Source organism: Peribacillus sp. AS_2 (assembly GCF_026891895.1).
Taxonomy (GTDB): domain Bacteria; phylum Bacillota; class Bacilli; order Bacillales; family DSM-1321; genus Peribacillus; species Peribacillus frigoritolerans.
Genome location: NZ_JAPTGA010000007.1, coordinates 281859 through 301378, shown reverse-complemented (window position 1 = coordinate 301378; position 19520 = coordinate 281859). Strand labels below are relative to the sequence as shown.

Genomic DNA, 19520 nt, shown 5'->3' with positions numbered 1-19520 from the left:
TGTCACGTTTTGCAGAATAAAGGGAAGTGCTACCAATCATACTCAATCCGGATCATATCCGGTGGCAGTTAAAGTGGGGTTAAGGTGATTAAATGGCTAATGATCAAATATTGACTGCCGAGCAGGTTGTAGAACGGGCCAGCTTATATCTTCAGCCGGAAGAAGCTGAATTTATTCATAGAGCGTTTAAGTATGCAGAGTATGCTCACCGAGAACAATTCCGTAAATCGGGAGAGCCGTATATTATTCATCCGATTCAAGTGGCGGGCATTCTGGCTGATCTTGAAATGGACCCTGCAACCATTGCGGCAGGTTTTTTACATGATGTTGTTGAAGACACGGAGATCACTTTGAAGGATATTGAAGAAAATTTCAGTCCTGAAGTCGCCATGCTTGTGGATGGCGTGACCAAGTTAGGGAAAATCAAATACAAATCACAGCAGGAGCAACAGGCGGAAAACCATCGGAAAATGTTCGTGGCGATGGCCCAGGATATACGGGTCATCTTGATCAAGCTTGCGGACAGACTGCATAATATGCGGACATTGAAGCATCTGCCGCAGGAAAAGCAGAGAAGGATATCGAACGAGACGCTGGAAATCTTCGCACCGCTTGCCCATCGTCTTGGGATCAGCACGATTAAATGGGAACTGGAAGATACTGCACTAAGGTATTTGAATCCTCAGCAGTATTACCGAATCGTCAACCTGATGAAGAAAAAGCGTGCAGAACGTGAAAACTATCTGGAAGAAGTCATTGATGAAGTGCGTAAAAACGTTGAGGAAGTCAACATTAAGGCTGACCTATCCGGCAGGCCGAAACATATTTACAGCATTTATCGCAAAATGGCTTTGCAGAATAAACAGTTCAGCGAAATTTATGACTTGCTTGCCGTTCGGATCGTCGTCAATAGCATAAAAGATTGCTATGCCGTTTTAGGGATCATCCATACATGCTGGAAACCGATGCCTGGCCGATTCAAAGACTATATCGCGATGCCGAAGCCGAATATGTATCAATCGCTCCATACGACGGTGATCGGACCGAAAGGCGATCCGCTGGAAGTGCAGATCCGTACTTCCGATATGCATCGCATTGCCGAGTTCGGGGTTGCAGCGCACTGGGCTTATAAAGAGGGAAAAGATGTCGGCGAACAGCCTTCACTGGAAGAAAAATTGACATGGTTCCGGGAAATTCTTGAATTCCAGGATGATGCGACTAATGCCGAGGAATTCATGGAATCCCTTAAAATAGATCTTTTTTCTGATATGGTATTCATTTTCACTCCAAAAGGCGATGTCATCGAACTGCCATCAGGATCCAACCCGATTGATTTCGCTTACCGGATTCATTCGGAAATCGGAAACAAAACGATTGGTGCCAAAGTGAACGGGAAAATGGTACCGCTGGATTATAAACTGAAAACTGGCGATATCATAGAAATCTTAACATCGAAGCATTCTTATGGTCCAAGTCAGGATTGGCTTAAACTGACGCAAACATCTCAAGCGAAAAATAAGATCCGCCAATTTTTCAAGAAGCAGCGCCGGGAAGAAAATATCGAAAAAGGCAAAGAGCTTGTTGAAAAGGAAATCAAGGATATGGAGTTCGACCTGAAGGAAATCCTGGCTGCCGAGAATATCAAGCGTGTTGCGGATAAATTCAACTTCCTGAATGAAGAAGATATGTATGCAGCGGTCGGATATAACGGAATAACAGCCCTTCAGGTAGCTAACCGCCTTACCGAAAAATGGCGCAAGCAGAAAATGGTCGAGCAAGAAGCGGATATTTCTGAAGCGGTAGCCGATCTGAAAACCTTCTCCAATACATCTAAAAAACGTGACTCGGGCGTACAGGTACCAGGGATTGATAACCTGCTTATCCGCTTATCACGCTGTTGCAACCCAGTACCAGGGGACGAAATCGTTGGTTATATAACCAAAGGCCGTGGAGTTTCAGTTCATAGGCAAGATTGCCCGAACCTGGATAGCGGGGATGCCGATCATCGCCTTGTACCGGTTGAATGGGAAAGTACGATTAACGAACGCAAGGAATACATCGTGGAAATTGAAATCAGCGGCTATGACCGTCGCGGCTTATTGAATGAAGTCCTTCAAGCCGTCAATGAAACCAAGACCAACATTTCAGCGGTCTCGGGTAAATCCGACAGGAATAAGGTGGCGACCATTCACATGTCGATTTATATTCATAACATTGCCCATTTGCAAAAGGTTGTCGACCGTATTAAACAAATTTCAGATGTTTATTCCGTTAGAAGGATCATGAACTAAGGAGTTTTTATTGCCATGCGTGTTGTTTTACAACGTTCCAAAGCGGCAAAAGTAGTTGTCGCAGACCAAATAATCGGACAAATCGACAGCGGCCTCGTCCTGTTGGTTGGTGTCACCCATGGAGATACGATTGATGACGCCACCTATTTGGCCGAAAAGATTGTCAATCTAAGAATATTTGAAGATGAAAATGAAAAGATGAACCACTCACTATTGGATGTGGGAGGTTCGATTTTATCCGTTTCACAATTCACCTTATACGGCGATTGCCGTAAAGGCCGTCGACCGAACTTCATGGACGCCGCCCGTCCTGAAGAGGCGAATGAATTATATGAAGCATTTAACGAGGAACTCCGCAAAAAAGGCGTCCATACGGAGACAGGTCAATTTGGAGCCATGATGGATGTTCAGCTTACTAATAACGGTCCCGTCACATTAATACTCGAAAGCAAGAAATGACCTGCTGCGGCAGGTTTTTTTTGTAGAAAAGCCAGCTTCTTATACGAAGCTGGCTTTTCTGGTCCTTATTTAAAATACCGCGCCAAGCCATTATAGATGGCCGACGTGATTTTTTCTTGATACTCATTCGAAGTTAATGTCAATTCTTCCACTGGATTACTTAAATAACCTAGTTCAATGAGTGTAGCTACCCGTTTATTTTCACGGGTCACATGATAATCCCCGTATCGTGATCCGCGATTGGGCACCTGCATGGTGGAACCGATTGAATTGGCCAGTGTCGCCGCCAACGCACGCTGGTAGTCATGATAGTAATATGTGGTTATCCCGCTGGTGATCTGGTCCTTGGTGCTATCATAATGGAGGCTGATGAAAGCATCCGCATTATGTATATGAGAAGTGCTGACCCGGGAAGGGAGAGGAACATAGGTATTTCCGCTCCTAGTCAGGATCACTTTAGCTCCTGCCGCCTGAAGTTTGTCCCGCAGCAATTCTGCCGTTCGAATCGTCAGGTTTTTCTCAAGTGTTCCACCGACCCCGATTGTACCGCTATCCCTGCCGCCATGTCCGGGATCGATCACAATCGTTTTATCCTTTAGGTATTTCTCAACGCCAGGTCGTTGGATCTGCTCGGCATTCCCTTCGATCGTCACGATCCATCCTGCCACATAAGCTGTTTTGCCGCCCTTAAGTTTAATGGAATACCAATCGCCTTCCATACCTGATGCCGAGAACGTTTCACCTGCATTGGCCTGCTTTACAATCTCCGAGTTGCCATCCGGCTCACTTCTAAGGATCGTACCATCATGAATGATGGTAATCTTGTTTCCTTTTACATCAACCTTTTGTTCCTTAGCCGTTTGTTCAACATTCTCTTTTTCCAGGTACCAACTCACGACCCAGCCCTTTTTTGAACCAGAGAGCTGTATCTGTGTCATATTTCCCTTTGTTTGCAGCACGGCGTAAGTCTCATCCTTGTTCACCGAACCGATGACCTTGCTTGAGAGAGAGGCTTCTTTCCTGACATTTAAACCCGCAGCGGTCACCCTTGCAGTAGCGCCTGCCATGTCCTTTTTCATATCAACATGATTTTCGCTTACTTGTATGTAGGGTTCAGCTACCCAACCGCGGGATCCTTGGAAATCAATTTCCGCCCATTCATTTTCAACCCTGTACACGGTCACTGACGTATTTTTATTCAGCTTTCCGAGAGCGGCACTGCTTGTTGACGGTTCCGAACGGACATTGAGCCGGTCCACCAAAGTTACTCCGGTTTTTACCGATTGATTCGTTCCTTTTTCCCTAGTTGAATCTTTCTTCGCTGCTTTTTCTGATGCGGAGGGAAGCGTTATGTAGTCAGCAGAGACCCAGCCTTCGATACCCGCCGTTTTGACCTTTATCCAATTCTCATTCTTTTCAATGATGTCAACAAAAGTTCCTTTACTCAAGGACCCAACCGTTTGAAATGTAGTGCCGGGGCCTGTTCGGACACGGACGGAGCTGCCTGATATCGTCCCTTGTCCGGATTCCTTTTTGACTTGATTGGTATCAGACCCTGTTTGTCTCTCCACTAACCAATTGGCAACCCAGCCCGTTTTGCCGGTGCCAATCCGGATTTCAATCCAGTCGCCATCTTCATTCAGAATGGGATACGATTCCCCTTTTGACAGTTTTTTTACGATAGGGAAACTGAGACCTGCACCTTCACGGACATTGACCACTTGGGTCGTCACGATATTTTCCTCATCATCTTTTCCAAAAGCGTGATGGACGGGGAAAATCGCTGAGAATATCAGCATCAGTGTCAGGCCGAATAAACCCGATTTCTTCTTCATAAGTTGTCTCTCCCTTTTAATGTCTATATGTATGTATTCTCGTTCAATGAAAATTTCCCTCTTTCCCTGTGCAAAAAACAATTTTTTTAGGAAAGAATAAAGCTTATATAACTGTAGGAGGGAAACCACATGAAATTCAGCGAAAAAGATCAAACGAGCTTAAGCGGAGGCAACCAAGTACTGGGTGTCGATTTTCACGATTTCATTCAAAAGGAACAAAGCGCAAACCTTGTTGAATTGGCATCCGAATTCGGGGTCAATGTCCGGACGATCAAAAATTTGAAAAAACGTTTGAACCAGTAAAAAGCGATAAATATCCTCAGTCTGCCTTGACATTTGATGTTAACGTCCGTATGATTATAAAATATCAGACTTATTACTGCAATAACCAATGATGGAGAAGAGTAATTAAGAAACACATGAAAAGAGAGGAAATGCCGAGGCTGAAAGCATTCCACATGATGACTTAATGAAAGAACCCTCCGTAGGCTTCACTCCGAACGGATTTACTTAATAGGAGATGGACGTAAAACAGGCGTTAACTGTTTTTGAGCGGGAGCACTTTTTTGTGTGCTTCAACTAGGGTGGCACCACGGGATATCCAAACTCTCGTCCCTTGTAACATTTACGTTACAAGGGGCGGGAGTTTTTTGTTTGGAAAAAATCAGTATAGCGTGCCGTATAAGAAAGGGCGCTTTGCTTTAAAGGAGGAAACACATATGTCTATTCAGATTCCTAGAGGTACCCAGGATTTATTGCCTGGCCAAACGGAAATTTGGCAGTATATCGAGAACACAGCGCGTGATATTTGTCACCGTTACCAATATAAAGAAATCCGCACACCGATTTTTGAGCACACGGAATTATTTTTACGCGGTGTTGGAGATACAACCGATATCGTTCAAAAAGAGATGTATTCATTTCAAGATCGCGGTGAAAGGAACTTAACCCTTCGTCCGGAAGGCACTGCATCGGTTGTACGGTCATATATCGAGAACAAAATGTTCGGGTGGGCCAATCAACCGGTCAAGCTTTATTATATCGGGCCGATGTTCCGTTACGAACGTCCGCAAGCAGGTCGATTCCGCCAGTTCGTTCAATTCGGCATCGAAGCTTTAGGAAGTAAGGATCCCGGAATCGATGCAGAGGTTCTGTCACTTGCGATGAACCTGTACAAGGAACTTGGTTTGAAAAAGCTGAAGCTAGTCATCAACAGCCTTGGTGATAAGGAAAGCCGGACAGCGCATCGCAATGCGTTAATCAAACATTTCGAACCACGCATCGGCGAGTTTTGCGGCGATTGTCAAAACCGCCTCGAAAAAAATCCATTGCGTATCCTTGATTGCAAAAAGGATCACGATCACGAATTGATGAACACGGCTCCTTCCATCATTGAATATTTAAATGATGAATCCCGTACTTATTTCGAAAAGGTGAAACAGCACTTAACCGATTTGGAAATCGATTTCGTCGAAGATCCGACTCTAGTGAGGGGCTTGGATTACTATAATCATACCGCATTTGAAATCATGAGTGATGCAGAAGGCTTTGGCGCCATCACTACGCTTTGCGGCGGCGGCCGTTATAACGGGTTGGCTGAAGAACTTGGCGGACCGGAAACACCAGGTATCGGCTTTGCACTTAGCATTGAACGGCTGATTGCTGCCCTCCAAGCAGAAAACATCGAGCTTCCGATCAAAAAGGGAATTGACTGCTATCTTGTCTCACTAGGTGAAACAGCCAAGGATTATACCGTCAAACTTGCCCATCAATTGCGGAATGCCGGTTTTACCGTCGAAAAAGACTATCAAGATCGTAAAGTGAAAGCACAATTCAAATCAGCCGACCGCCTCGAAGCAAGATATGTGGCGACACTTGGGGATGATGAATTGGCAAATAATAAAATCAATGTAAAGTTCATGGAAACCGGTGAACAAGTCCAAATGGATCTTGCAACATTCGTTGAACAATTCAAAAAGCTACAGGCTTAAGGGGGAAATACCATGTTTGGCAGAACATACTTCAATGGTGAAGTGACAGAAGCAGCTATTGGTGAAAAAGTAACATTAAAAGGATGGGTACAAAAACGCCGGGATTTGGGCGGGGTAATCTTTATCGATCTACGTGACAGAAGCGGAGTCGTCCAAGTCGTATTCAATCCGGACATTTCGGCAGACGCGCTTGCCACAGCCGAAAAAATCCGTAATGAATACGTCCTTGATATCCAAGGGACCGTCATCAAACGTGACGAAGCCAACTTCAATCCGAACGTAACAACAGGGACCGTCGAAGTTCAAGCCGAAAACGTTACAATTTTAAACGAAGCAAAGACCCCTCCATTCATCATTGATGAAAGAACGGATGTATCAGAAGACATCCGCTTGAAATATCGTTATCTGGACCTGCGTCGTCCGGCGATGTTCGAAACATTGAAAATGCGCAACAAAACAACAAAAGCGATCCGTGATTACTTGGACGGTGAAGGCTTCCTTGATATCGAAACACCTATCTTAACAAAAAGTACACCTGAAGGAGCACGTGATTATTTAGTGCCTAGCCGCGTACACGAAGGGGAGTTCTATGCACTTCCGCAATCACCGCAAATCTTCAAGCAGCTATTGATGGTATCCGGTTTCGAACGTTATTATCAAATTGCCCGCTGTTTCCGTGATGAAGACTTACGTGCTGACAGACAGCCTGAATTCACGCAAATCGATATTGAAACAAGCTTCATGAGCCAAGAAGATATCATTAACACGGCAGAAAACATGATGGCTAAAGTGATGAAAGACGTAAAAGGATTGGACGTAACACTGCCATTCCCTCGAATGACTTACAATGAAGCGATGAGCCGTTACGGTTCCGACAAACCGGATACACGTTTCGGAATGGAACTTAAAGATGTTTCCGAAATCGTCAAAGACAGTGAATTCAAAGTGTTCACCGGTGCTGTTGCAAGCGGAGGACAAGTTAAGGCGATCGTCGTTAAGGACGGAAATGCGGACTATTCCCGTAAAGACATTGATGGCTTGGCTGAATTTGCAGCGATTTACGGTGCTAAAGGCCTTGCATGGCTAAAAGTTGAAGAAGACGGTGTAAAAGGGCCAATCGCCAAATTCTTCGCAGAAAACCAAGAGCAATTAGTATCTGCATTGGAAGCTGAAGTGGGCGATTTAATCCTATTCGTGGCGGATAAGAAAGGCATAGTCGCAGATGCACTTGGCGCACTTCGCATCAAGCTTGGTAAAGAAAGAGGCTTGATCGATCAAAGCAAATTCAACTTCCTATGGGTGACGGACTGGCCATTACTTGAATATGACGAAGAAGAAGGACGGTACTATGCAGCACACCATCCATTCACAATGCCATTCCGTGAAGACATGGACAAACTGGAATCAGACCCAGCAAGCGTCCGTGCACAAGCATATGACCTTGTCTTGAACGGCTACGAACTTGGCGGTGGATCACTGCGGATATTCGAACGCGACGTTCAGGAAAAAATGTTCAAAGTTCTTGGATTCTCCGAAGAAGAAGCAAACGCACAATTCGGCTTCCTAATGGATGCATTCGAATACGGAACGCCACCACACGGCGGAATCGCCCTGGGACTGGACCGCATGGTCATGCTGCTTGCAGGCCGCACGAACCTTCGCGACACCATCGCGTTCCCGAAAACAGCAAGCGCAAGCGACCTGCTCGTTGACGCACCGAGTACCGTAAGTGACAAGCAATTGGCCGAACTTAACCTAAGGCTTGCTGCACTTAAAAAATAATTCATTTGGGAAAAATATGAAAAAATACCTATGTGTTTTTCCTTGAAATAGAGTTAAGCAGTATGCTATGATGTTTTCAACAAGTAAGAGTCCTGATGTGTTCGTTCTTTAACCTATAAGTTTTGACCGAACACTTATAGTTACCGGGAGCACTAGTTTCCTGGCCGCGTAAAAGCCTCCCTCGAAGAGGACTTACAAACGCGAGGAACCGAGCACCCACCTGCGGAGAGCGGGTTCAAAACAAAGGCGTAAACGGCACAATTGGGACTCTTACACCTTACAAAGCAACTCATGTTAAATAACATGGGTTTTTTTGTGCATTAAAATAGTTAACTTACGAGTAAATGGCGGAAATTCACGAGTAAATGGCGGAAACTCACGAGTAAATGGTGCAAACTCACGAGTAAATAGCGGAAATTCACGAGTAAATGGCGAACTCACGAATAAACAGCGGAAAATCACGAGTAAATGGCGAACTCACGAGTAAATGGTTCAAACTCACGAGTAAACAGCGGAAATTCACGAGTAAATGGCGAACTCACGAATAAACAGCGGAAAATCACGAGTAAATGGCGAACTCACGAGTAAATAGCTGAAATTCACGAGTAAATGGCGCAAACTCACGAGTAAATGGCGAACTCACGAGTAAACAGCGGAAACTCACGAGTAAATGGTGCGAATTCACGAGTAAACGGCGAACTCACGAGTAAACAGCGGAAATTCACGAGTAAATGGTGGAAACTCACGAGTAAACAGCGGAAATTCACGAGTAAATGGTGCAAACTCACGAGTAAATAGCGGAAAATCACGAGAAAATGGTGCAAACTTACGAGTAAATGGCGAACTCACGAGTAAACAGCGGAAATTCACGAGAAAATGGTGCAAACTCACGAGTAAATAGCGGAAACTCACGAGTAAATGGCGAACTCACGAGTAAACAGCGGAAATTCACGAGTAAAGGAGCCAAATTCACGAGTAAGCTACAAATCTCATGAATTAAAAAGAGTAAACTTACGGTAAAACGTCTGATTTTAGTTCCTAGCAGGAAAAAAGGGCATTAATAAAGAAGCTTAAGAAGAAGGAGTTGATGTATGGATGTTAAAACCGTGTGAGATGCCTATGAAAATGCTCAAATTGGAGGCATTAAGCAGGAGGCTATCAACAAATCATCCAAAACAGGAAAGAATAAAGAACGATTTCCGGAAAATTCGTACAGGATTTAACGGGGAGCGGAGTATTGGAAAGGAATTGAAGATTCTCCCGAAAGAATATCGAGTATTTCATGATTTGAGGTTAGACCACGATGGGAGCCGTTATTTTCAAATGGATTTCCTAATAATCACCAGGAATTACTGTATCATCATTGAAGTGAAAAACTTTACGGGAACGCTCTATTTTGACCGCACCTATCCCCAATTGATTCGTTCAAAAGATGGACAGGAACAGGCATATCTGGATCCGCTAATCCAGGTCGACGTACAAAAATCCCGATTAAATGATTGGCTTACTTTTCACAAATTCCCCTCGCTGCCGATTGAAACGTTAATTGCCAACGCAAACTCGAATACGATCATCAGGACTACCCCAGGTTTTACCCCCATTTTCAAAAAAATCACGGGAAAAGAAACCCTCATCACCAAAATCAATACCCTTGAAAAAAAGTATCCTTCTGAGCAATTAACCCAAAGGCAGAGCACTAGACTTTCGAACACGATTCTGCAAAAAAACACTCCACTTAATCCTGATATACTCAATTTATATCAAATCGATGAGCAAGATCTGCTAAAAAGCGTTCAATGTCCTGAATGCGCTGCTTTCCATATGCACTATCACTGGGGCAAATGGTCATGCAGTCAATGTTCTTACGCCTCCAAAGATGCCCACATTCAAACTCTTCGCGATTTTGCTCTCCTCATAAAACCCAATATAACAAATAAACAAGCACGGCTCTTTTTACAAATAGATTCAATTGATATTATGCAGCGGATGCTGTCTTCACTGGAATTGCCTTATTCGGGGCAGTTTAAAAATAGAGCTTATAAACTTAATGGATTAATTCACAAGTAAATGGCGAACTCACGAGTAAACAGCGGAATTTCACGAGTAAAAGAGCCAAATTCACGAGTAAATGGCTTAAATTCACGAGTAAAAGAGCCAAATTCACGAGTAAATGGCTTAAATTCACGAGTAAATAGCGGAAATTCACGAGTAAATGGTGCAAACTCACGAGTAAATGCCGCAAACTCACGAGTAAAATGCGAACTCACGAGTAAACAGTGGAAATTCACGAGTAAAAGAGCCAAATTCACGAGTAAATGGTGCAAACTCACGAGTAAACGGCGCAAATTCACGAGTAAATGGCGAACTCACGAGTAAACAGCGGAAATTCACGAGTAAATGAGCCAAACTCACGAGTAAATGGTGCAAACTCACGAGTAAAGGCTTAAACTCACGAGTAAATGCCGCAAATTCACGAGTAAACGATCCAGACTCACGAATAAAGACCCCATACTCAAAGAAAACTACCAAAAACCAGCGAATAATCTTCAAATATTCCCATTTAAGTAACATTCCGCAATATAGAGTCGTAAATTATAGTAAGGTTGAGCAATAGTCAGCTAAGGATAGAAAGTAGTGAGGGCTTTGAAAGATTTATTGTATGCAAAGAGGATGGAAATGCTTCAATTAGTGGAGCGGCTAGTGAATATAGATAGTGGTTCTCATACAAAAAAGGGTATTGATGAAATTGGTTCGATTTTGAAAACGAAATTTGAAAGTCTGGATTTTATTGTGGATACCGTTGAGCAGCAGAATTATGGCAATCAGCTGGTCATCCAGCATCGTGATGCGCATCAACCGCATATTCTGGTCGTTGCCCATATGGATACGGTTTTTCCGGAGGGCACAGCGCAAAAACGTCCTTTTAAAGTGAAGGGAAATCGGGCATACGGTCCTGGTGTGGCGGATATGAAGTCTAGTTTGGTTGAGCTTTTTTATGCGATCCTTTGCCTGAAACAGACGGGGCAGACAGGCTATCAGCATGTCCAAATCATTCTTAATAGTGATGAGGAGATCGGGTCTCCGTCATCCGCTTCACTCATATCGGAAAAAGCGGCCAATAAGAAGTTTGCGCTAATTCTTGAACCGGCAAGGACGGACGGTTCGCTTGTCACGGCAAGAAGGGGCTGCGGTCAGTTTATAGTGGATATCGCGGGGGTGGCCGCCCATTCAGGGATCGAGCCGGAAAAGGGACGAAGTGCAATTGAAGAATTGGCCCATAAGATCATCGCCTTACATCGATTGAATGATCGGCAAAAAGGAATCAGCGTGAATGTCGGCAAAATTGAAGGGGGCTCCGCTGTCAATATGATTGCGTCCCATGCTGCCGCTTTTGTGGATGTACGAATTTCGGAAAAAAGGCAGGAAGCCATCATCCTCAAGCAACTGAAAAAAATATGTGCGGAAACCTATATTCCAGGAACGAAAACGACATTAAGCGGGAAAATGGACCGCTCTCCCATGGAAAAGAATGAGAAAACGAACTTGCTTTTAGAGACGATCCGCCAGGCTGGGAAGGAAATCGGCATCGAAATCACGGATACGGCCACGGGTGGAGGTTCGGATGCTTCCATCACTTCTGATTTGGGAATCGCGACAGTGGATGGACTCGGGCCCATTGGAGGGAATGCACATAGTGAAGAGGAGTATTTGGAAATTCCAAGCCTTACGGAAAGGACACTCCTATTGGCAACCGTCATTCAAAAATTATCAAAAATGACCTAGCACACTAATTCCGATTAGACTGCTCATATTTCGCTTGTCATTAATGATGTTTATGATATATTGTTAATTGGGAAGCTAAATAAGAACAGAATTTATTGGAGTTGAATATATATGCTGCATCAGTTTTCACGAAATGAATTGGCAATTGGCAAGGAAGGAATCGATATACTGAAAAATACGACCGTTGCAGTCCTCGGTGTTGGAGGCGTCGGTTCATTTTCAGCCGAAGCATTGGCACGTTCCGGGGTAGGCCGTATTATTCTTGTGGATAAAGACGATGTCGACATCACAAATGTAAACAGGCAGATTCATGCTCTATTATCAACAGTCGGTCAACCGAAAGCGGAATTGATGAAAAATCGCATTCAAGATATCAATCCCGACTGCGAAGTGATCGCTCTTAAAATGTTCTATACAGAAGAGACGTTTGAAGAATTCTTCAGTTATGGCTTGGACTATGTCATTGATGCATCGGATACGGTCATTTACAAGATCCATGTGATGAAGGAGTGCCTCAAACGGAATATCAAGGTGATTTCAAGCATGGGGGCCGCTAATAAGATGGACCCGACGCGTTTTCAAATTGCCGATATCTCCAAAACGCATACCGATCCGCTTGCCAAGGTCATTCGTACTAGATTGCGTAAAGAGGGCATAACAAAGGGAATTCCCGTTGTCTTTTCCGACGAGAGCCCTATTGTCATTCGGGAGGATGTGCGGAAAGAAGTCGGCAATGATGAGGCAAAAATCCGTAAAGCCCAAATGCCTCCGTCTTCGAATGCTTTCGTACCATCCGTTGCGGGCTTAATTGCAGCAAGTTGGGTGATCAATGATCTATTGAAAGACATTGAAGTTCGCCGTGTAAATGATTGATAAAAATCAACTGACTCTATAAAGGGTCAGTTTTTTTGTGGCGAATAGCAGATATTCCTTTAAATAACTTTTTTATCCATATCATATAGACGGGGTCGAAAGAATGAGATACACTATATTTTCAGAATATTATTTTTATTCAGATATTCTATTTGTTTAAAAGAACATATTAAAACAAGGGGGTTTCAAATGAAGAAGAAAAAGCTAGCAGGAGTGTTTCTATCACTTTCTTTGGTTGCAGGGGCGCTGGCAGGCTGCAGCGGCGACTCGAAAACCAGCAGTTCAAGCGGGGGTTCATCAAAATCGGGTGACACCATTAAAATTGGGGCCAACCTTGAATTATCCGGAGGTACGGCATCATTCGGCCAATCGGCTGCCGATGGTTTGAAACTGGCCATCGACGAGATTAATAAAGAGGGCATTGACGGTAAAAAATTGGAAATCGTGAAGGTTGATAATAAATCAGATGCAGCAGAAGCTACAAGCGGTTCGATCAAGTTAGTCAGCCAGGACAAGGTTGTGGCTGTAGTCGGATCTGCGACAAGCACGAATACATTGGCACAGGTTCAAGTCGCACAGGATAATAAAGTTCCTCTACTCACACCAACTGCAACAAATCCCGACATTACCAACAAAGCTGGAAAATTAAATGATTATGTGTTCAGAACTTGCTTTATCGATCCATTCCAAGGTACGGTGGCAGCCAATTTCGCATCTGACGAAATAGGGGCAAAGACGGCTGCGATCTATGTGGATAGCGCAAGCGATTATTCTAAAGGATTGGCCGCAGCTTTTAAAGAAGCATTCACTGCCAAGGGCGGTAAAATCGTGGCGGAAGAAGCTTATGTAACGAAAGACACTGATTTCCGTTCTACATTGACACGTATCAAATCGGCAAAACCGGAGTTCGTTTTCCTTCCTGGTTATTATGAGGAAGTCGGATTGATCCTAAAACAGGCACGTGAAGACGGCATAGACCTTCCATTCATGGGCGGGGACGGCTGGGATTCCCCGAAGGTCGTTGAAATTGCCGGAGCGGAAGCTTTAAAAAATACTTATATCACGAATCACTATTCCCCTGAAGATGAAGATGCCAAAATCCAGGATTTCGTTGCAGCCTTCAAAAAGGAATACGATAAAACACCGGATGCCTTTGCTGCACTTGGCTATGACACTGGGTACTACCTGGCAGACGCCATCAAGAGATCTGGAGATGCTTCTCCTGAAAAAATCAGACAAGCGTTGGAAGATGTAAAAGATCTTCAATTAGTTTCCGGAACGCTGAACCTTGATGAAAATCATGATCCGATCAAATCGGCGACCATCCTGGAATATGTGGATGGCAAACAAACATTCAAGACAAAAATCAATCCATAATACCTTACGTGGATAGGGGGCAAGTCCCCCCTATTCTATATTCACTTAAAAAACACCTTAACGGGGAGAGTGCAATATGGAACTGATTCAGCAATTGGTAAATGGCATTTCACTCGGAAGCATTTATGCTTTGATCGCGCTTGGTTATACGATGGTGTATGGAATCGTCAAACTCATAAACTTCGCCCATGGAGACGTATTCATGGTCGGTTCATTTGTGGGCTTTTACGCCATTACCGTAATGGACTTATCCTTTATCCCGGCTTTATTGATTTCAATGGTCACTTGTGCCATCTTTGGCGTTTTAATTGAACGCATTGCTTATAAACCCCTTCGTAATGCAACACGGATCGCGGCCTTGATAACGGCCATCGGTGTTTCCCTTCTGATAGAAAATGGGCTGATTTACATCCGGGGCGCCCAGCCGGAAGCCTATCCAAATAATGTCCTTCCGATGGATAAACTCGATATATTCGGAGTTTCCATCAGCAGTCAATCGATATTGATCTTATCCGTATCCATCATATTAATGATCATCCTGCAATTCGTTGTTCATAAAACCAAAATCGGCAAAGCGATGCGTGCCGTTTCTTTCGATTCCGAGGCGGCTAAGCTGATGGGAATCAATGTGAACAATACGATTTCAGCTACGTTCGCCATAGGTTCGGCCCTGGCAGGGGCGGCTGGTGTCATTTTTGGCATCTACTATATTAAAATCGAACCGTTGATGGGTGTCCTTCCTGGCCTCAAAGCATTTGTTGCAGCCGTCTTGGGCGGCATCGGCATCATTCCGGGAGCGATGGTCGGCGGTCTGCTGCTTGGAGTGATCGAGGCTTTGGTCAGTGCCGCCGGTTACTCATTATGGCGCGATGGTGTGGCTTTCGTCGTACTTATCTTGATTTTGATTTTCTTGCCGCAGGGACTATTCGGTAAAAATAAAAGAGAAAAAGTGTAGGGGAGACATGGCGATGACTACTTTAAAGAATTCAAAGGGTTTTTGGCTCTCGATCGTGCTCGCACTTATTTTTTTCGGAATCATGCAGTACACCATTTCAAACGGTATCCTCAATCCATTTTATATCAACACGCTCATGTTCATCGGCATCAATATCATGCTGGCGACGAGCCTTCATTTAATCATTGGAATAACCGGGCAGTTCTCGATCGGGCATGCAGGTTTTTTAGCGGTTGGGGCCTATGCTTCGGCAGTCATGACAATGAAGCTGGAACTTCCTTTCATCATAGCTGTATTGACTGGGGGCGTCATCGCCGCTGTTGCGGGTATGGTGATTGGGATACCCAGCTTGCGCCTGAAGGGGGATTACCTGGCGATAGCCACCCTTGGTTTTGGGGAAATTGTCCGGATCGTCCTTTTGAATATTGAATATGTAGGCGGTGCAAGCGGGATGCAGGTATCCCACCTGACTACTTGGCCATGGGTTTTTGCCTGTGTCATGATCACCGTCTTAGTCATCAGGAATTTCACCAATTCGACTCACGGGCGTGCATGCATATCCGTAAGGGAAGATGAAACGGCGGCTGATGCGATGGGAATCAATACGACCTATTATAAAGTGGCGGCCTTCGTCATCGGAGCTTTTTTTGCCGGAATTGCCGGATCGCTCTATGCCCATAATTTTTATATTATCCAGCCATCGAATTTCGGTTTCCTGAAATCCTTCGATATACTGATTTTCGTCGTACTTGGCGGTCTTGGAAGTCTTTCAGGTTCGGTTTTGGCCGCCATTTTACTGACGATCGTGACGACATTCCTTCAGGATTACCCGGAAACGAGGATGATCATCTACAGTCTTGTCCTGATCCTGATGATGATTTTCCGCCCGCAGGGGTTAATGGGAACAAAAGAAATCACATCATTGTTCACACATAAAAAAACGAAAGGGGGCCCAAAGGATGGAAGCCACAATACCGTTGCTTAAGGTAGATTCGGTGGGTATCCGCTTTGGCGGATTGAAAGCGGTGTCCGATGTGAACGTGGAATTATTTCCAGGGGAACTTGTAGGCCTGATCGGGCCGAATGGAGCTGGGAAAACGACCTTCTTCAATTTATTGACGGGTGTGTATGTCCCTACAGAAGGAACGATCGCCTTGAACGGGGAAAATCTAAATAAGCAGCAGCCTTATAAAATTACCCGAAAAGGGATCTCGAGAACCTTTCAAAACATCCGTCTCTTCAGTGAGTTATCCGTAATCGATAATGTGAAGGTTGCTTACCACTCGCTTGCCAAGCATGGAATTCCAAGCTCCATATTCCGGTTGCCCGGACATTTTTCAGGGGAAAAGGAAATGGATGAAAAGGCGCTCGAATTTTTGCGGATTTTCAATCTTGACCATTTTAAGGACGAAAAAGCGAAGAATCTTCCATACGGACAGCAAAGGCGGCTGGAAATCGCCCGTGCCCTTGCCGCCAATCCGAAACTTCTTTTACTGGATGAACCCGCAGCCGGGATGAACCCCCATGAAACGAAAGAATTAATGAACCTCATTGCTTTTATCCGGAAGGAGTTCAACCTTACCGTTTTGCTAATCGAACATGATATGTCATTGGTCATGGGTGTATGCGAACGGATTTATGTCCTTGATCATGGACAGCTCATCGCTCACGGAAAGCCGGATGAAATCCGCAACGATCCAAAGGTTATCGAGGCATATCTAGGGGAGGAGGTTTCCTGATGCTGAAAATAGAGGACATCAATGTTTATTACGGCAATATCCAAGCGCTAAAAGGGGTTTCCATGGAGATAAATGAAGGGGAAATCGTGACTTTGATCGGGGCGAACGGAGCGGGAAAAAGCACGCTGCTCAAAACGATTTCCGGTCTGTTAAAACCAAAGCAAGGAAAAGTTCTGTTCGAAGGCGATTCGATTGGGGGAAAGGCGGCACAGGCCATCGTGAAACTGGGCATATCCCATGTGCCTGAAGGACGACGTGTCTTCGCCAACATGACGGTGGCCGAAAACCTGGAGCTTGGAGCTTATTTGCGGAAAGACAAGGATGGCATCCATAAGGATATGGAAAAGGTATACGAGCTATTTCCGAGGCTGCTGGAAAGAATCAAACAGCAGGCTGGCACTCTTTCAGGCGGCGAACAGCAGATGCTTGCAATGGGCAGGGCCTTAATGGCGAAACCGCGATTATTACTGCTCGATGAACCTTCGATGGGCCTTGCACCGCTTCTGGTGAAGCAAATATTCAACATCATCCAGGAAATCAGTGAGTCCGGCACAACGATCCTTTTGGTCGAGCAAAACGCCAACCTCGCCTTATCCATTGCAGATCGGGCGTATGTCGTTGAAACGGGCCGAATCGTCCTGTCGGGCAATGCCGAGGAACTAACATCAAGTGAAGAAATTAAAATGGCCTATTTAGGAGGCCACTAAAACCGCCGTTTGGCGGTTTTTTTGTTTGTTGATCGGGTTATGCAAAATATGCAAAGATAAAAAAGCACAGGGTTTCATGCATGATTTTATACATCCAATATAGTATTATTCAATTTTGATATAGGAATTAAGACTAAAAAAACACGAAAAAACTGGGTTTAATTCCCTATCAATATACTTGTATTTTGGTAAAAATGTAATTAATAGGATGAGAAAAATTAGAGAATGAATAAAATTTTTTGATCTGTAAGTAAGGAATTTATAATATCAATATAATTTAATTATCCGTTTTTTCTGATTATAACGCCTATTGTCGCAATATTTAAAATATATAAAGATAAAAATGATAGAGCACTACCTGTGAAAAATATCCTAATTACCGAAATCTTCTCGCAATTATTGTATAGACGGAATGAAAATTATGCGGTAAACTATTTTTCGAAATATTAATTTAATTTGAAACATTTCATCTAATCAATTTTTTTCTGAAGGATCATGAATAAATATTCATGCATCAGAGCTTGATTACAAAATGGGGGGATTATTTATGAAAAAGAAAAAATTAGCAAGTGCATTCCTTTCTCTATCACTTGCTGCAGGAGTGCTAGCGGGTTGTTCCGGCTCTGGTTCATCTGAAAAATCAAGCGGGGATGGAGATACGATCAAAATCGGTGTCAACCTTGAATTATCAGGCGGTGTAGCTTCATATGGACAATCGATTGCAGAAGGTCTGGAGCTTGCAACTGCAGAAATCAATAAAGAAGGCATTGACGGTAAAAAAATCAAACTAATTAAAGTCGATAATAAATCTGAAGCGTCCGAAGCGACAAGCGGGGCGATCAAGCTGACATCGCAAGATCAGGTTGCAGCGATCGTGGGCGCAGCAACAAGCACGAACTCGATTGCACAAGTACAGATTGCCCAAGATAATAAAGTGCCGGTCATCTCACCTTCTGGTACAAGCCCTGAAATCACTTTCAGCAAGGATAAATTGAACGATTACGTCTTCAGGACAAGTTTCATCGATCCGTTCCAAGGGACGGTAGCTGCAAACTTTGCCGCTAAAGAAATCAAAGCGAAAAGTGCAGCCATCTATATTGACAGCTCAAGTGATTATTCAAAAGGGTTAGCCGCAGCCTTTAAAGAACAATTCGAAAAGAATGGCGGAAAAGTTGTTGCTGAGGAAGCTTACATTGCGAAGGATACTGATTTCCGTTCCACATTGACTCGTTTGAAATCGGCAAAACCTGATTTCATTTTCCTTCCTGGTTACTATGAGGAAGCTGGTCTGATCGTGAAGCAGGCACGGGAAACTGGACTTGACGTTCCATTCATGGGCGGCGACGGCTGGGATTCTCCTAAGTTAGTTGAAATTGCCGGTGCAAAAGCTCTAAATAATACGTTCATCACAAACCACTATTCTTCAGGTGATCCTGATAAGAAAATTCAGAATTTTGTGTCAGCATTTAAAGCGAAATACAAAGATAAGTCCCCGGATGCATTCAATGCCCTAGGATATGACACAGGATACTTCCTTGCAGACGCGATTAAACGTGCTGGTTCAGCGGATTCGGAAAAAATCAAAGAAGCGCTGGAAAAAACGGCTGACCTTGAGCTTGTTACGGGTACATTCACATTGGATGAAAAACATAATCCAATCAAATCTGCCACCATCCTTGAATTTAAAGAAGGAAAACAAGTATTCAACACAAAAATCAATCCTTAATT

The 19520-nt window shown here is 44.1% G+C and carries 18 protein-coding genes, 1 other RNA gene and 1 other annotated feature; of the genes, 15 read left to right on the top strand and 4 right to left on the bottom strand.

Annotation, left to right across the window (positions count from 1 at the left end; genetic code table 11):
- Positions 1–92: 92 nt before the first annotated feature.
- Together OTG27_RS15285 and dtd are read left to right on the top strand one after the other, a co-directional pair.
- The gene (locus tag OTG27_RS15285) at positions 93–2291 is read left to right on the top strand and encodes a RelA/SpoT family protein (protein WP_268937355.1); all 2199 of its coding nucleotides are present in this window, start codon (positions 93–95) and stop codon (positions 2289–2291) included.
- A 15-nt stretch (positions 2292–2306) separates the two neighbouring features.
- Positions 2307–2750 carry a D-aminoacyl-tRNA deacylase gene (gene dtd, locus OTG27_RS15280; protein ID WP_268937354.1) on the top strand — a complete coding sequence of 148 codons (444 nt, stop codon included), beginning with the start codon at positions 2307–2309 and terminating at the stop codon, positions 2748–2750.
- A gap of 65 nt (positions 2751–2815) precedes the next feature.
- Here dtd and OTG27_RS15275 read toward each other — a convergent pair whose 3' ends face one another.
- A complete protein-coding gene (locus OTG27_RS15275; RefSeq protein ID WP_268937353.1) occupies positions 2816–4585 on the bottom strand; it encodes an N-acetylmuramoyl-L-alanine amidase family protein in 1770 nt (589 codons plus the stop codon).
- A 129-nt stretch (positions 4586–4714) separates the two neighbouring features.
- Here OTG27_RS15275 and OTG27_RS15270 point away from each other — a divergent pair, with 129 nt between their 5' ends.
- The 4 genes from OTG27_RS15270 (at position 4715) to ssrS (ending at position 8630) form a co-directional block, all read left to right on the top strand.
- Complete coding sequence (locus tag OTG27_RS15270; protein ID WP_034308777.1) at positions 4715–4888, top strand: hypothetical protein; 174 nt, start codon at positions 4715–4717, stop codon at positions 4886–4888.
- 79 nt (positions 4889–4967) lie between these two features.
- Positions 4968–5205 (top strand) — a binding site (T-box leader).
- A gap of 99 nt (positions 5206–5304) precedes the next feature.
- On the top strand, positions 5305–6576 hold the full coding sequence (gene hisS / locus OTG27_RS15265) for a histidine--tRNA ligase (RefSeq protein ID WP_034308774.1): 1272 nt from the start codon (positions 5305–5307) through the stop codon (positions 6574–6576).
- A gap of 12 nt (positions 6577–6588) precedes the next feature.
- Positions 6589–8358 carry an aspartate--tRNA ligase gene (gene aspS, locus OTG27_RS15260; RefSeq protein ID WP_098186795.1) on the top strand — a complete coding sequence of 590 codons (1770 nt, stop codon included), beginning with the start codon at positions 6589–6591 and terminating at the stop codon, positions 8356–8358.
- 86 nt (positions 8359–8444) lie between these two features.
- Positions 8445–8630, top strand: a non-coding RNA gene (gene ssrS / locus OTG27_RS15255) — 6S RNA.
- Positions 8631–9039: 409 nt separating this feature from the next.
- Here ssrS and OTG27_RS15250 read toward each other — a convergent pair.
- Entirely contained in the window at positions 9040–9270 is a 231-nt protein-coding gene (locus OTG27_RS15250; protein WP_268937352.1) for a hypothetical protein, read from the bottom strand.
- Positions 9271–9453: 183 nt separating this feature from the next.
- Here OTG27_RS15250 and OTG27_RS15245 point away from each other — a divergent pair, with 183 nt between their 5' ends.
- Positions 9454–10425 carry a nuclease-related domain-containing protein gene (locus OTG27_RS15245; RefSeq protein ID WP_268937351.1) on the top strand — a complete coding sequence of 324 codons (972 nt, stop codon included), beginning with the start codon at positions 9454–9456 and terminating at the stop codon, positions 10423–10425.
- Here OTG27_RS15245 and OTG27_RS15240 read toward each other — a convergent pair.
- Both OTG27_RS15240 and OTG27_RS15235 read right to left on the bottom strand, forming a co-directional pair.
- Entirely contained in the window at positions 10416–10625 is a 210-nt protein-coding gene (locus OTG27_RS15240) for a hypothetical protein (RefSeq protein WP_268937350.1), read from the bottom strand. The two genes, OTG27_RS15245 and OTG27_RS15240, sit on opposite strands and share 10 nt — an antisense overlap.
- The gene (locus tag OTG27_RS15235) at positions 10603–10908 is read right to left on the bottom strand and encodes a hypothetical protein (protein WP_268937349.1); all 306 of its coding nucleotides are present in this window, start codon (positions 10906–10908) and stop codon (positions 10603–10605) included. Before OTG27_RS15235 ends, OTG27_RS15240 begins: the two co-directional genes overlap by 23 nt.
- Positions 10909–10992: 84 nt before the next feature.
- On the opposite strand from OTG27_RS15235, the gene OTG27_RS15230 reads away from it, so the two are divergent.
- The 8 genes from OTG27_RS15230 (at position 10993) to OTG27_RS15195 (ending at position 19518) form a co-directional block, all read left to right on the top strand.
- Complete coding sequence (locus OTG27_RS15230) at positions 10993–12141, top strand: M20 family metallopeptidase (RefSeq protein ID WP_308789444.1); 1149 nt, start codon at positions 10993–10995, stop codon at positions 12139–12141.
- 111 nt (positions 12142–12252) lie between these two features.
- Positions 12253–13014, top strand: a complete 762-nt coding sequence (locus OTG27_RS15225) for a tRNA threonylcarbamoyladenosine dehydratase (RefSeq protein ID WP_048684392.1) — start codon at positions 12253–12255, stop codon at positions 13012–13014.
- Positions 13015–13203: 189 nt separating this feature from the next.
- Entirely contained in the window at positions 13204–14391 is a 1188-nt protein-coding gene (locus OTG27_RS15220; RefSeq protein WP_057276612.1) for an ABC transporter substrate-binding protein, read from the top strand.
- Positions 14392–14467: 76 nt separating this feature from the next.
- Positions 14468–15346 carry a branched-chain amino acid ABC transporter permease gene (locus OTG27_RS15215; RefSeq protein ID WP_063232907.1) on the top strand — a complete coding sequence of 293 codons (879 nt, stop codon included), beginning with the start codon at positions 14468–14470 and terminating at the stop codon, positions 15344–15346.
- 13 nt (positions 15347–15359) lie between these two features.
- On the top strand, positions 15360–16331 hold the full coding sequence (locus tag OTG27_RS15210; protein WP_034308758.1) for a branched-chain amino acid ABC transporter permease: 972 nt from the start codon (positions 15360–15362) through the stop codon (positions 16329–16331).
- The gene (locus tag OTG27_RS15205; protein ID WP_063590527.1) at positions 16306–17085 is read left to right on the top strand and encodes an ABC transporter ATP-binding protein; all 780 of its coding nucleotides are present in this window, start codon (positions 16306–16308) and stop codon (positions 17083–17085) included. The genes OTG27_RS15210 and OTG27_RS15205 overlap by 26 nt, the downstream gene beginning before the upstream one ends.
- Positions 17085–17792, top strand: coding sequence for an ABC transporter ATP-binding protein (locus OTG27_RS15200; RefSeq protein ID WP_034308755.1), 708 nt, complete (start codon positions 17085–17087; stop codon positions 17790–17792). The genes OTG27_RS15205 and OTG27_RS15200 overlap by 1 nt, the downstream gene beginning before the upstream one ends.
- Positions 17793–18339: 547 nt before the next feature.
- Positions 18340–19518, top strand: coding sequence for an ABC transporter substrate-binding protein (locus tag OTG27_RS15195; protein WP_054400122.1), 1179 nt, complete (start codon positions 18340–18342; stop codon positions 19516–19518).
- The last annotated feature ends 2 nt before the right edge of the window (positions 19519–19520 follow it).